The sequence below is a fragment of the Streptomyces avicenniae genome (assembly GCF_000719135.1).
Taxonomy (GTDB): domain Bacteria; phylum Actinomycetota; class Actinomycetes; order Streptomycetales; family Streptomycetaceae; genus Streptomyces; species Streptomyces avicenniae.
Genome location: NZ_JOEK01000007.1, coordinates 90,388 through 103,765, shown reverse-complemented (window position 1 = coordinate 103,765; position 13,378 = coordinate 90,388). Strand labels below are relative to the sequence as shown.

10 protein-coding genes and 1 tRNA gene are annotated in these 13,378 nt (G+C 73.8%); 4 read left to right on the top strand and 7 right to left on the bottom strand.

Annotated features, from left to right (window positions below):
- Nucleotides 1-4 precede the first annotated feature (4 nt).
- Both egtD and IF27_RS13015 read left to right on the top strand, forming a co-directional pair.
- Nucleotides 5-988, top strand: coding sequence for an L-histidine N(alpha)-methyltransferase (gene egtD, locus IF27_RS13020; protein WP_052849673.1), 984 nt, complete (start codon nucleotides 5-7; stop codon nucleotides 986-988).
- Nucleotides 989-1,056: 68 nt separating this feature from the next.
- On the top strand, nucleotides 1,057-1,746 hold the full coding sequence (locus tag IF27_RS13015) for a dienelactone hydrolase family protein (RefSeq protein WP_052849672.1): 690 nt from the start codon (nucleotides 1,057-1,059) through the stop codon (nucleotides 1,744-1,746).
- A gap of 20 nt (nucleotides 1,747-1,766) precedes the next feature.
- Here IF27_RS13015 and IF27_RS13010 read toward each other — a convergent pair whose 3' ends face one another.
- The 6 genes from IF27_RS13010 to IF27_RS12985 all read right to left on the bottom strand — a co-directional run bounded on the left by IF27_RS13010 (nucleotide 1,767) and on the right by IF27_RS12985 (nucleotide 9,433).
- Nucleotides 1,767-2,621, bottom strand: a complete 855-nt coding sequence (locus tag IF27_RS13010) for an ABC transporter ATP-binding protein (protein WP_223291039.1) — start codon at nucleotides 2,619-2,621, stop codon at nucleotides 1,767-1,769.
- A gap of 2 nt (nucleotides 2,622-2,623) precedes the next feature.
- Entirely contained in the window at nucleotides 2,624-3,703 is a 1,080-nt protein-coding gene (locus tag IF27_RS13005) for a FecCD family ABC transporter permease (RefSeq protein ID WP_052849671.1), read from the bottom strand.
- A gap of 1 nt (nucleotide 3,704) precedes the next feature.
- Nucleotides 3,705-4,733, bottom strand: coding sequence for a FecCD family ABC transporter permease (locus IF27_RS13000; protein ID WP_052849670.1), 1,029 nt, complete (start codon nucleotides 4,731-4,733; stop codon nucleotides 3,705-3,707).
- A 106-nt stretch (nucleotides 4,734-4,839) separates the two neighbouring features.
- Nucleotides 4,840-5,925: an iron-siderophore ABC transporter substrate-binding protein gene (locus tag IF27_RS12995; protein WP_052849669.1), complete on the bottom strand. Its 1,086-nt coding sequence runs from the start codon at nucleotides 5,923-5,925 to the stop codon at nucleotides 4,840-4,842.
- A gap of 65 nt (nucleotides 5,926-5,990) precedes the next feature.
- Nucleotides 5,991-7,733: an ABC transporter ATP-binding protein gene (locus IF27_RS12990; protein WP_052849668.1), complete on the bottom strand. Its 1,743-nt coding sequence runs from the start codon at nucleotides 7,731-7,733 to the stop codon at nucleotides 5,991-5,993.
- A complete protein-coding gene (locus IF27_RS12985) occupies nucleotides 7,730-9,433 on the bottom strand; it encodes an ABC transporter ATP-binding protein (protein WP_052849667.1) in 1,704 nt (567 codons plus the stop codon). Before IF27_RS12985 ends, IF27_RS12990 begins: the two co-directional genes overlap by 4 nt.
- Before the next feature lie 619 nt (nucleotides 9,434-10,052).
- Here IF27_RS12985 and IF27_RS12980 point away from each other — a divergent pair.
- Nucleotides 10,053-10,128, top strand: a tRNA-Arg gene (locus IF27_RS12980).
- A 68-nt stretch (nucleotides 10,129-10,196) separates the two neighbouring features.
- Here IF27_RS12980 and IF27_RS31025 read toward each other — a convergent pair.
- A complete protein-coding gene (locus IF27_RS31025) occupies nucleotides 10,197-10,466 on the bottom strand; it encodes a hypothetical protein (RefSeq protein WP_052849666.1) in 270 nt (89 codons plus the stop codon).
- A 235-nt stretch (nucleotides 10,467-10,701) separates the two neighbouring features.
- Between IF27_RS31025 and IF27_RS12970 the strand changes: the two genes are divergently transcribed.
- A complete protein-coding gene (locus tag IF27_RS12970; protein ID WP_190232931.1) occupies nucleotides 10,702-13,047 on the top strand; it encodes a TPR end-of-group domain-containing protein in 2,346 nt (781 codons plus the stop codon).
- The last annotated feature ends 331 nt before the right edge of the window (nucleotides 13,048-13,378 follow it).

Below are 13,378 nucleotides of genomic sequence, written 5' to 3'. Positions count from 1 at the left end.
GACCATGACACCTCCCTACACCCTCGACGACCGCCTCCCCGCCGACCACTACAGCCGCGCGCTCCGCGAGGACGTCGAGACAGGTCTCACCGCGACCCCCAAGTCCCTCTCGCCCAAATGGTTCTACGACGCCAGGGGCAGCGTCCTCTTCGACCGCATCACCCGCCTCCCCGAGTACTACCTGACCCGCGCCGAGCGCATGGCCCTGCGCGCCCACGCCGCCGACATCGCCGAACAGACCGGCGCCCGCACCGTCGTCGAACTCGGCTCGGGCTCCTCGGACAAGACCCGCGTCCTCCTCGACGCCCTCGCCGCCGCCGGGACGCTGGAGCGCTACGTGCCCATCGACGTCAGCAGCACCGCCCTGGGCGAGGCGGGACAGGCACTCGCCCGCGACTACCCCACCCTCGCGGTCACCGCCGTCCTCGCCGACTTCGAACACGACCTCGCCTTCCCGCCCGCCACCGAGACGGGCCCGCGCCTCGTCGCGTTCCTCGGCTCCACCCTCGGCAACTTCGACACCGAGCAGCGCGCCGCGTTCCTCGGCCGCCTCCGCTCCGCGCTGACCGGCGGCGACGCCCTCCTGCTCGGCATCGACCTGGTCAAGGACCCGGCGATGATGATCCGGGCCTACGACGACCAGCAGGGCGTCACCGCCGACTTCGACAAGAACCTCCTCGCCGTCCTGAACCGCGAGCTGAACGCCGACTTCGAGCCGGGCGCCTTCGACCACCGCGCCGTCTGGAACGCCGAACAGGAACGCATGGAGATGCGGCTGCGCGCCCGCGTCGCGACGTCCGCGAAGATCCCTCCCCTCGACCTCGCCGTCGATTTCGCGCGCGGCGAGGACCTGCGCACCGAGATCTCCGTCAAGTTCCGCCAGGAGCCGATGACGGCGGAACTCGCGGCGTCCGGATTCACCGTCGAGCACTGGTGGACGGACCCGCAGGCGCGGTTCGCCGTCGTCCTCGCCCTGCCGACGGCCTGACGGCGGGGGAGCGCCCCGGGGCGCCGCGCCGCCCGGCGTGGCGCCCTCCGGCGCACTACGCTCGCGCCATGCCCGCCCGACAGAACGTGACCTTCCCCAGCGCAGGCGCCACCGCCCACGGACACCTCGCCCTGCCTCCCTCGGGCAGCGGCCCCGGCCTGCTCGTCATCCAGGAGTGGTGGGGCCTGACGGACCACGTCGCCGACGTCACGGACCGGTTCGCGCACGAGGGGTTCGTCGCCCTGGCGCCCGACCTGTACGGCGGGCGGGTGGCGCACGACGCGGACGAGGCAGGCCGCATGATCGCCGAGGTGCCGCCCGAGCGCGCCGTCCGGATGCTCTCGGGGGCGGTGGACCACCTCGTCGCCCGCCCCGAGACCACCGGCGACCGCGTGGGCGCGGTCGGCTTCTGCATGGGCGGCACGTTCGTCATGCACCTGGCCGCGGCCGACGACCGCGTGGCCGCGGCGGTGCCGTTCTACGGCTTCCCCGAGCCGACGCCCGACTTCACCGGCATGAGCGCCGCCGTCATGGGCCACTACGGCGAGCACGACGCGAACATCCCGACCGAAGCCGTCACCGAACTGCACACCAGGCTCAAGCGCCTGACGGGCAACACCCCGACCCTGTACACCTATCCGGCCGGTCACGCGTTCTTCAACGACGCGCGCCCGGAGACCTACGACGCCCCTTCCGCCTCACTGGCTTGGACCCGCACTCTGGCCTTCCTGCGCGACCACCTTGGCACGGGCCACTGACAACCGCCCCCCACGGGCCGTCAGCGCGGGCGGCCACCGTGATGGCGGCTGACCGGGATCACCATGGGCGTCCCGCTCACCGGGTCCGGCTCGATACGGCAGCGCAGCCCGAAGACCTCCTCGACGGTCTCCTCGGTGATGACGGCGGCCGGATCGCCCTCGCCGACGACACGTCCGTCCTTCATCGCGACCAGGTGGTCGGCGTAGCGGCACGCCTGGTTGAGGTCGTGCAGGACCATCACGACGGTGCGGCCCTGCTCGCGGTTGAGGTCCGTGACGAGGTCGAGGACGTCGATCTGGTGCGCCAGGTCGAGGTACGTCGTCGGCTCGTCGAGCAGCAGCACCTCGGTGCCCTGGGCCACGGCCATGGCGATCCAGGCGCGCTGCCGCTGCCCGCCCGACAGCTCGTCCACGGTGCGGTCCGCCAGCGCCGTCATGCCGGTGGCGGCCAGCGCGTCGTGCACGGCGCGCTCGTCGCCGCCCGACCACTGCCGCCACCACGTCTGGTGCGGTGAACGCCCGCGGGTCACCAGGTCGATGACGGTCAGCCCCTCGGGCGCCACGGGCCCCTGCGGCAGGATGCCGAGCCGCTGGGCCAGCTCCCGTGTGGGGATGGACGACAGCGCGCGGCCGTCCAGGTGCACGGCGCCCGCACGGGGCGGGAGCAGCCGCGCCAGGGCGCGTAGCAGCGTGGACTTGCCGCAGGCGTTCGCGCCCACGATGGCCGTGACACGGCCTGGCGGTACGGCGAGGTCTATCCGCTCGGCCACCAGCCGGTCCCCGTACGCGAGCCGTAGCTCCTGGGCCCGCAGGTCGGGGCCGGGGGATAGCTGGGCACCGGGTGTGCCGGGCACCTCGGGATGCAGGGTCTTCACGGTCAGCCTCCTGAGCCCGCGCGATTGACACGGATGAGCAGCCAGAGCAGGAACGGCGCCCCCAGCACACCGGTGACCACGCCCACCGGCAGCTCGGTGTCGGGCAGCACCTCGCGCGCGGCGAGGTCGGACAGCACGACGATCAGGGCGCCGGTGAGCGCGGAGGCCACCAGCGGGGGCCACGCGGAACGGGTCAGACGCTGGGCTATCTGCGGCGCGGCCAGCGCGACGAACGCGATGGGCCCCCCGGCCGCCGTACCGAACGCGACCAGTCCGACCGCCGTAAGCAGCAGCGCCACGCGCGCGGGCTGCACCGGAGTGCCCAGCGCGGTGGCGACCTCGTCGCCGAGCTGGAGGGTGCGGCTCCAGCGGCTGAGCAGCAGCGCGACGGGCACAAGGACCACCATGGCCCACGCCAGCGTCTGCACCTGGTCCCACGTGCGCCCGTTGAGGTTGCCGAAGAGCCAGCCGAGTGCGGCCTGCGCCTCCAGTTCACGCCCCCGGGCGAGGAGGAAGTCGGTCGCACTGGTGCAGATCCACGAGACGCCCACACCGATGAGGATGATCCGATAGCCGGTGCTGCCACGCCGCCAGGACAGCGCCTGGATCAGCAGCGCGGTGGCGAGCGCACCGAGGATGCCCAGCGTCTGTGTGCCCAGGCCGCTGCCCCAGCCCAGCACGGTGCCCGCGACGACGGCGGTGCCCGCGCCCTGCGTGATGCCGATCATGTCCGGGCTGGCCAGCGGGTTGCGCGTCATGGTCTGGAGGATCGCGCCCGAGAGGCCGAACGCGGCGCCGACCAGCACGCCGACGAGCGCGCGCGGCATGCGGAACTCCTGCACCACCAGGAGGGTCCCGCTGTCACCCGACCCCGCGACCGCGCGCAGGACGTCGGCGAAGGGGATGGTGATCTCACCGACGGACATCGTCCAGCAGAACGCGAGGAACGCCGCCACGGCGAGCGTCCCGCAGACGACGAGCTGGCGGACCCGCACGACGCCCGAGACGGCGGGCCTGGTCAGGCGGAAGGTGTGCCGTGCCGAGACCTTCTCGTGCCGCGGCGCGGTCTCCGTACCGGTCATGTCACACCTCCGCGAAGCGATGGCGGCGGACCAGCGCGATGAAGAACGGCCCTCCGATGAACGCGACCAGCACTCCGGCCTGCACCTCGATCGGCCGGGCGACGAGCCGTCCGGCGATGTCGGCGATCAGCAGCAGGCAGGGTGCCAGGACGGCGGACAGGGGCAGCAGCCACCGGTGGTCGGGGCCGATACCGGCGCGCTGGGCGCAGACCCGCGCGATGTGCGGCACGGCCAGGCCGAGGAAGACCACCGGGCCTATGAGGGACACCGCTGTGCCGGTCAGCAGGGTGATCGCGGCGACGCCCGCCAGCCGGACGAGACCGACGCGACGGCCGAGCGCCGCCGCCATGTCGTCGCCCAGCGCCAGGCTGTTCAGCGACGGTGTGCACAGCAGCGCGAAGACGGTCCCGAACACGAGGAACGGCAGCACCTGGCCGAGCGTGTCGCCCGAGTCGCCGGCCAGCGAACCGGCCGACCAGAAGCGGAAACGATTCAGCGCCTCCGGGTGCGTCAGCACCATCGCGCTCGTCAGGGACGACAGCAGACCGGTCATCGCGACCCCCGCCAGGGCCAGCTTCACCGGCGTCATCCCCGCCCGCCCCGAGCCGCCCAGCAGGTACACGGCCACGGTGGCCAGCAGCGCGCCCGCGAACGCGAACCAGATGGAGGTGCTCGGCGAGGTGATCCCCAGCACCGAGGCCGCCAGCACGATCGCGAAGGACGCGCCCGCGCTCACCCCGAGGATGCCCGGATCGGCCAGCGGGTTCCGCGTCAGCGCCTGCATCAGGGCGCCCGACAGCCCGAGCGCCGCGCCCGTCGCGAGGGCCAGCAGCGTACGGGGCACGCGCGCCGCCCACACGATGTCGTCCACCCGCGCGTCCGGCGCGTCACCGAGCAGCGTGCTGAACACCTGACCGGGCGGTATGTCCCGGGAACCGAACATCAGGGAGAGCAGGCACAGCAGGAGCAGCGTGCCGCCCAGCGCGAGCACCAGCGCGAGAGGGCGCAGCCCCCTGCGGTGACCGCTCACCGTTCTCTCCCCCCTGGATTTCTTAGGCAAGGCGAACCTTAACTCACGTTCAGGACCGGTTCGTCCGCCCGCTCCCCGGCCTGGGGAACGGGCGGACCGGCGCTCGTCAGGAGGCGGGAACGACCGGCGTCGCCGGGTCGCCGTCCACGGCGGCCGACAGCAGCGGCACGATGGTCTCGACGGTGTACGGCAGGCTCAGGACCGTGCCGAACGACAGCGAGGCGCCCAGGTCCGACGACTCGTCCACGTACACCTCACGGCCCTGCGTGACGACGTCCAGGCCGCCGTAGAGCTCGTCGTCGTGCAGCTCGCGCGGGGCCCCCTCGGTGTCGCCGACGAGCCAGACGAGGGCCGACTGGTCGAGGAGGTCCGTGTTCTCGCGGCTGATGGAGGCGCCGAACTCCTGGCCGGTCACCTCGGCCAGCTCGCCCGGGATCGTGAAGCCGAGGTTCGCCAGCAGGTCGGAACGCGGGTCCTCGTCGCCGAACACGTAGTAGCCGTCGTAGGGCGTCGCCACGAGGCCTGTCTGGTCAGCGAACTCCGGGTGTGCCTCGCGGGTGTCGGCCAGCATCGTCTCGACGCCGGTGACCAGCTCGTCCGCGGCCTCCGGCTGTCCGAGCGCCGCGCCGATGATCCGCGTCTGGTCGTCCCAGGCGACGCCCCAGTCCTGGGTGCCCTCGGGCGCCGTCACGACCGGCGCTATCTGGCTCAGGCTGTCGTACTGGTCCTCGGTGAGCCCGGCGTAGACGGCCAGGATGAGGTCGGGGTTCAGCGCCGCGATGGCCTCGACCTGCGGCCCGGTGCCCGGGTCCGTCAGCAGCTCGGGACGGTCGGCGTCACCCAGCGCCTCCTCCGCCCACGGGCCGATGGCAGCGTCGTGCAGCGTCAGCCAGTCCGTCGTGCCCACGGGGACCTTGCCCAGCGCCAGCACGGCGTCCTGGTCGGTCAGCCCGACGGTCACGATCCGCTCCGGCTCCTCCTCGACGGTCGTCGGCCCGAAACGCCCGTCGATGGTCACCGGGAACGCGCCCGGCTCGGACGACGAGCCCGCGTCCTCGGCGGCGTCCGAGCCGCCGGAGGCGCCCGAGTCGTCGGAGTCGTCCGAGCCGCCGCACGCGGTGACGGCCGTGAGCAGCAGGGCGGCGAATGCGGCGACGGCCGCGGGCCGCCGTCGTCCTGGAAGGTGACGCATGGTGGTTCCTCTGGTCTCTTTCACTGTGGATCCGAAGGGGTGGGGTGGGTGGGGTGGGCCGCCGGTCAAGGGGCGACCGCGCGGGCGCTCGACCAGGTCTCCCAGAGCCCCGCGTAGACGCCGCCGGTGGCGCACAGCTCGTCGTGCGTGCCGCACTCCACGAGCCGGCCCCCGTCCAGCACGGCGATGCGGTCAGCGGCGCGCGCCTGGGTCAGCCGGTGCGCGACGATCAGGGCCGTCCGGCCCTCCAGGGCGCGGTCGGCGGCGCGTTCCAGGGCCCTGGCCCCGGCGCTGCCCGCCTCGGCGGTGGCCTCGTCGAGGACGGCGACGGGGGGATCGGCCAGCACGAGGCGCGCCAGCGCGAGCTGCTGCGCCTGGGTCGCGGTCAGACGGTGCCCGCCCTCGCCGACGACCGTACGCAGCCCGTCCGGGAGCGTCAGGGCCCACTCCAGCGCGCCCACGCGGTCCAGCGCCGCGTGCAGCGCCGCCTCGTCCGCGTCGGGCCGCGCGAGGCGCAGGTCGTCCTCCAGCGGCCCGGCGAAGACGTGGACCTCCTGGCTGACGAGCCCCACCGCGCCGCCGACGCGCACCGAGCCGCCACCCGCGTCGTGGATACCCGCCACGATCCTGGCCAGCGTCGTCTTCCCCGCGCCGCTCGCACCGACGAGCGCGACGCGTTCGCCGGGCTCGACCGTGAGGTCCACGCCGTGCAGGACCGGGCTGCCGGGCCGGTAGGCGTACGTGAGCCCGGTGATCGTGACCTCGCCGGGGCGCGCGTCCGGCGCCGGGGCCGCAGGCTCGGGCACCGGCAGGTCGGCGACACCCACCAGGCGCGCCAGGCCCGCCTGCGCGGACTGGGCGTCGTCCATCAGGACCAGGGCGGCGTTGATGGGGTTGAACAGGCTGTGGAAGTAGAGGGCCGCGGCGGTCGCCGTGCCGATGGACACGGAGCCGTCCCGCACCAGCCAGAAGCCCGTCAGCAGTACGGCCCCCAGGCCCAGGTACTCACCGATGTGCAGCCGTGCGTAGAAGCGCAGCACCAGCCGCACACCGCGCAGAGTCACGGCGACGGCGGCGGACGAGCGTGACGTCACCGCCTCTATGTGGCCGCGCTCCATACGGAACGCGCGCACTGTCGCCGCTCCACCGATCGTGTCCAACAGTTGCTGCTGTTGGGTGCCGGTCACGATGCGCTGCTCGGCGTACAGGGGCACGGCGCGGCGTACGTACCACTGCGCGGTGTGCGCCTGTACGGGCACGGCGATCAGCGCGGCGAGCAGGAAGCGCCAGTCCAGCACGGCGAGCGCACCGAACGTCAGCACGATGGTCAGGACGGAGCGTGCCAGCTCGGGCAGCGCGTGCCGTACGGCCTGTGCGACGACCGCTATGTCGCCCGTCACGCGCGCGGTCAGGTCGCCCGTACCGGCGCGCTCGACCTGCGTGAGCGGCAGGTGCAGGGCGTGCCTGACGAACCGTTCGCGCAGGCCCGCGAGGAGCGTCTCGCCGAGGCGGGCGATCAGGGACAGGCCGAACGCCGTGCCGATGCCCTGTGCCACGGCGACGCCGGCCAGCAGCAGCACGGGCACGGTCAGTGCGTCCACGCCGCGCCGCTCGGCGACCTCGTCCACGATGTGGCCCAGCAGGGGCTGGGTCAGCAGTCCGACGGCGGTGGCGGCGGCCATGGTGGCGAACGCCGCGACGGCTGCCCCCGTACGGCCGCGCAGTAGTTCGCGTACAGCGGCGCGGGTGCGGGGAGCGGTGGCCACGGGCAGCAGCTCACGGCCCGGGGTGTCCTGCGTAGCGCTCATGCCAGCACAGCCGATCGGTAGGAGGAGTGGCGCTGCACCAGTTCGTCATGCGGGGCGGTGTCCACCGTTCGGCCGCCGTCCACCCACACCACGCGGTCCGTGACGGCGAGCAGCGCGGGGCTCGTGGTGATCAGCACGGTGACCCGGCCGGGCTGTTCTGCGCGCAGTGCGCGCAGCCCGGTGGCGATACGGGCCTCAGTCACGGTGTCCACGGCGGTGGTCGGGTCGTGCAGTACCAGCACCGGGGGATCGGCGGCCAGTGCGCGCGCCAGGGCGACGCGCTGCCGTTGGCCGCCCGACAGGAACCGGCCGCGTTCCCCCACTTGTTGACCTGCGCCCTCGGGCAGCGAATGCACCAGCTCGTCGGCGCCCGCCGCGGCCATCGCGGCGGTGATGTCGGTCTCGGCCGGGGCGCCCGCCATGATGTTCTCGGCCACGGTCCCGTCGAACAGGTCCGCGTCGTGCGCTGCGACGAGTACCACACGCCGTACCCCTGCGGGGTCGAGCGCGGTCACCGACACCCCGTCCAGCTCGATGCCACCCGCCTCCGGCTCGGTCTCACGGCCCAGGCAGCGCACCAGCGCCACCGCATGGGCCGGATCGGTCACCGCGACGCCCAGCACCTCGCCCGGCAGCGGCTCCAGGTCGAACCCGCGCAGCCCGCCGACGTGCACGTCACGCAGCCGCAGGACGCCCCCCGACGCGCGGCCCGGCACCGGCCCGCCCACCGGGACGGCGTGCGGCGACGACAGCACCTCCGCGATCCGCGCGGCGGACGCGCGGCCCTGCGCCAGCTCGGCGTTCACCCAGGCGAGCGTCTGGAGCGGCGAGATGAGGAAGAGGGCGAGACCGACCGCGGCCACCAACTCGCCGAGGCCGACGTCACCCTCGGCGGCGAGCCGTCCGCCGACGAGCGCCACGACGGCGATGAACACGCCGATCAGCCCGGTCGTCAGCCCGTTCTGCCACGCCTCGGCGCGGGCCGCGCGCAGGGTCGCGGCGAGCGACGCCTGGCTCGTGTCCCGGTAGCGGCCGACGGCGGCGGGCACCGCGCCGATGCCCTTCAGCACACGCAGGCCCGCCACCAGGTCGGCGGCGACCCCCGAGGCGTGCGCGGCGCGCTCCTGCTCGGCGGCGCTGCGGCGCTCCAGCGGCTTGCTGAGGTAGTGGCCCAGCACGAGGATCACGGGCACGCCGAGCAGGACCAGCAGCCCGAGCGCCGGGGAGATCCGCAGCAGCACGACGGCGCCCACCAGCAGGCCCATCGCGGCGCCGATGCCGAGGGTCATGGCCATGCTGACGGCGCCGACCCGGCGGGTGTCCTCGGTCGCGACGCTGGCGAGCACCCCGGGGAGCCGCCCCTCGTCCGCGCCGCCGCCCGGGGCCAGGACGCGGTCCACCAGCCTGATCCGCAGCCCGTGCGCCGACCGTTCCGCGGCCCGTTCCCCGGCGCGGGCGCCGAGGCGGAAGCTGAGCGACAGCCCCACGTACACCAGGGCGAGGACGAGCAGCCAGCGCACCATCCCGTCGCCGTCGCCGGTCGCGACGGCACGATCGACGACGACGCCGATCAGCACGGGCACGAACACCTCGGCGGCCTGGTGCACCGCACCGAGCACCGCCGCCACGGCGACGTTCCGCCGCTGCCCGGCGACGGCCCGCCACAGCACCTGGCGTCCTGACACCTCCGTGGTGCGCATCCGCTCCCCGACTCCTCGCCTGGCCAAAAATTTAGGCAAGGCTAGCCTAAGTGATCGGTGGAGTCGCGGGCGCCCCCGCACGGAGGCCACGGGCGCGGCCGACCGCCGTACGTCTCAGCGCTGTTGGGCGTCCGCCACGTCGAGCGCGGCGCGACGGGCGGCCGACAGGCCGACACGGTGCCGGGGCTCACGCCCGCGACGTCGCGGGTCACCGGGCCGCGGGGTGCCTCGGCGCCGACTCACGGGGCCGGTCGGCGGGGACGGCGGCGGCGGTCAGCTCGGTGCGGTGGGTGTCCCGGACGAGGGACTGGCCCTCCCCGCCGCGTCTCTGTGACAAAAGGGGGCCGGGCCATACCCAGCCGCTGTGCTGCCGCCCGCCCGATCCCCTTGTCCGCACCGGTCAACCGGACGGCCTTGCCGCTTCACCGCTCCTTCTCTGCCTCGCGGACGTACGCACTCCCACCGGCCAACAGCCGGTGCGGGGAAAGGGGAAGGACCCGATGGCCCGGCGGGCGCCCGTCGCGGCAGGTCACTCACACGGCCCCGGGGGCTCACGGCGGGCACCCGCCGGGCCATCGGCTAAGCTGTCCCCGGCTCACGGGTCTGCCAACGGGCCCCGGCCCTCGTAGCTCAGGGGATAGAGCACCGCTCTCCTAAAGCGGGTGTCGCAGGTTCGAATCCTGCCGGGGGCACCAGCGCAGACGCCTCGGAGTGATCATGCTCCGGGGCGTTCGACGTCCGGGATCGACATCAACGGCGACGGTCAACGGCCATCGTCGCCGATGCTTGAGCGGCCGATCCATTGGCCGATCGCCTTCCGCCGGATGTCCCCCACGATGTGGGTGCAGACGTCATCACGGCCCGAGGCGCCACCCCGGCGGCGGTCAGCGGCGTCGCGCAGCCGGACCATCCGCACCCCGGCGCTGCGCGCGACCCGCGGGAACGACCGGTGTCGCGCGGTCCTGGTGGCGCATACTCGGGTGGCTCCCACCCATTGCTTCACCGCGCCGTTGTCCACGCCCGTCAGCAGCACACGACGGCCCACGCCTCTCCGGGCGTGCCGAGGGTGGTGGAGCAGCAGTGGGATCTGGTGGAGAGGTGGTCGCGGAAGCCGGGCATGTGTACCCGGATGCGAAGCCTGAGGCGTTCCGGGTCCTTCCGGGCGCCGCGTTGCAGGCGGCCCGGACGAGGCGTCGTGATCCCACTGACCCGTGAGCCTGGCCGAACATCTTTGCTGCTGCACTGAGTTGGCGGTAGCTTGTGGGGCCTTGACCAGGCAGCAGGACGGGGAAGTCACGTTGAGTCAGGCCGTGCGGGTGCGCGTGTTCGAGGAACTGCGGGGGCCGGAGGACGGGGCGTGGCACGTGGTGGAGTCGCCGCGTGGTGAGCATCTCGCGGTGCGGCTGGAGTTCGAGGGGATGGGACTGGAGTTCGCCGTCCCCGTGGCCGACGGGATGAGCGCCGAGGAGTTCCGGTCGCTGGTGGAACTGCTCCTCGACGTGCCCGAGGAGTTGTGCCGGGAGAAGGCGGCGGAGTGGCTCGACCGCGTCGCGGAGCGGGCCCCGGTGCGCTGGGTGGTCGAGGAGGAGGCCGAGGAGGACGGTGTCGCCGAGCGGTGGGCGGCCGTGGACGCGGACGAGCTGCGGGCGTTGCTGTCGGACGACCCGTTCGGTCACCCGGTCTCGATCCCGTTCCTCACCGAAGACGGTTATCAGCTCGCCGAGGACCCCGTCTCGGCCCGCTTCACACGGGTGCTGAGGCGGGCCGGTTGGTGCACGACGGGACCCGCTGCGTTCGTGATGGGCACGGGCCTCGGCCTCCGGTACGACGGCCGTGGCGGCGCCGTGTTCGACGTGGGCCAGGTGAACGACGAGATGCGGCTGCGCGTCGGACTGCCCAGGAACAAGGTCGAGTTCCGGCTGGCCCTGGACGACATCCCGGTGACGGACCGGCTGCTGCGCCTGCTGCTGGACTGGACGGACCGGCTCGGTACCGATCGGCTGCTGTGGTTCGCGGCGGAGGTGGCCGCCGCCGCGCCCGGCAGCCTGATGGGACCGGTACACGCCGCGTCCGAGCCGTTGCCCGCCGCCCCGTCGCCCCCACAGACCGCGACGGCCCCGCAGGCGGAGCGGGCCGCGACCATGGCCGAACGGCTGGCCGTGGCTGGCTGGCGGCCGGTGCGCCCGAGGCCCAGCGCCCTGTTCGCCACGCTGGCCGCCGTGGAACGGGAGATACCCGGGTCCGGCGAGCACTGGTACGCGGCCTACGTGACGACCGGCTACCCCGGACTGCCGGAGGCGCTGCTGGTGCAGGCGACGGGGCCGGAGCTGACGGCTCCTGTGCTGGACGGGCTGGTGGACGTGCTCGGGCACGACGACCCGGCGCTGTTCGGCATGCCGACGGGTGCGGAGCGGCTGGCCGCACTGCTCGAACGGCTCGCGGACCCCGGGCCGCGCGTCCGCACGCTGGCCTCGCTGGGGCTGCTGGGCGCCTTCCGGGCGCCGGTGCCCGGGGGGCTGCGCACCGCCCTGGTCACCGGGATTCCCCTCCGCAAGCTGGAACGGCACGCGGTACGCCCGCTGGCCGAACTCGAAGGGGCACCGGGCGGCGTCCCCTGGCTGGAGGCGGCGTTCGCCGCCATCGACGCGGAGCGCTGGGATCTAGCCGCCCGGGCGTTCGAGCGCGCGGCCGACGAGGAGAACGACGGGCTGGCGGACCTGTGGCTGGGCGCGCTGCACTACGGGGCGGACCCGGTCGGCGCGGCCGCCGCGCTGGACCGCGCCGCGCGGGCCGGGCGGATGCCGTCGCTGGCCCGCACCTATGAGGTGTGGCTGTACGAGCAGGCGGGCGACGCCGAGGCGGCGCTGACGGCGCTGGCCCGGGCCACCGAGGAGGCCGACGACGAGCCGGGTGTCTGGGCCCACTACGGTCTCGCGCTCACCAAGCGGGGGCGCGCCGACGAGGGGGTCGCCGCGCTGACCGAGGCGCTGGCGCGGCAGGAGGACCCCACGGTCCTCTGGTACCGGGGCTACGCGTACCTGGTGGCCGGTGACAGGGCGGCGGCGCTGGCCGACCTCACGCGGGCGGCGTGCATCGACGTGGAGATGGCCGAAAAGATCCACGCCGACCCCGACCTGGCCGCACTGCGCGGGGAGCCGGAGTTCGAGGCGCTGCTGAACGGCCCGGCCGCGTGGCAGGAGCACACGATGCACGGCGTGCGCAAGCTCCTGGACCGGTCCGGCTGGCGGGAGAACGAAGACGGCCACCTGGTCCGGTTGTTCGAGGACGAGGACGAGGACGGGGACGAGGACGACGGTTTCGAGGTCTTCGCCGTCCGGGTCAACGGCGACGAGCCGCCCGGCACGGTGACGCTGGACATCGACGACGGGGTGAACGGGTTCCTGCTCTTCCGCGTCGCGCTGGGCGACAGGACCGAGCCGTTCGTGGACGTGATGACCAGGTGGCCGCGGGAGTTCACCGACGACGGCCTGGAGGGCTGCGTCGATGTCGGCAGCCTGGTGCACGCGCTCTGCACCGCCTACCCCGGAGGCGTGTCGTTCCTGAGGTTCGGAGACGGCTGGGTCACAGCGGGAACCGGCGACGAGGGCGACTGACACCCTCTCCCTGGGCCCGTGGTCGTGCCCCGGCATCCGCCGGGAAACGGCGCCCCTGAACCGGCCACGGCATCGTACGGACCGGCAGTTCGGCCGATACCCGCGCCCCGGCCCCGAGGTTCTTCGCCCGCCGAGCCGAACGTCGCGGCGCGCCTCGCCGTGTCCCCGTGGTTCCGGGCCCCCGCTCAGTCCGGTTCAGCGAGGCACGCAGGGGTCAGGCCCGCCTGCCTTGGCCGGACCCGCACGGGGTAGGTACCCGTACGAGCCGCGCGTCCCCGGGCATCGGCGGACAGCGACGACGACGGACGAACAGCGGGCCCCGTGCCCTGGG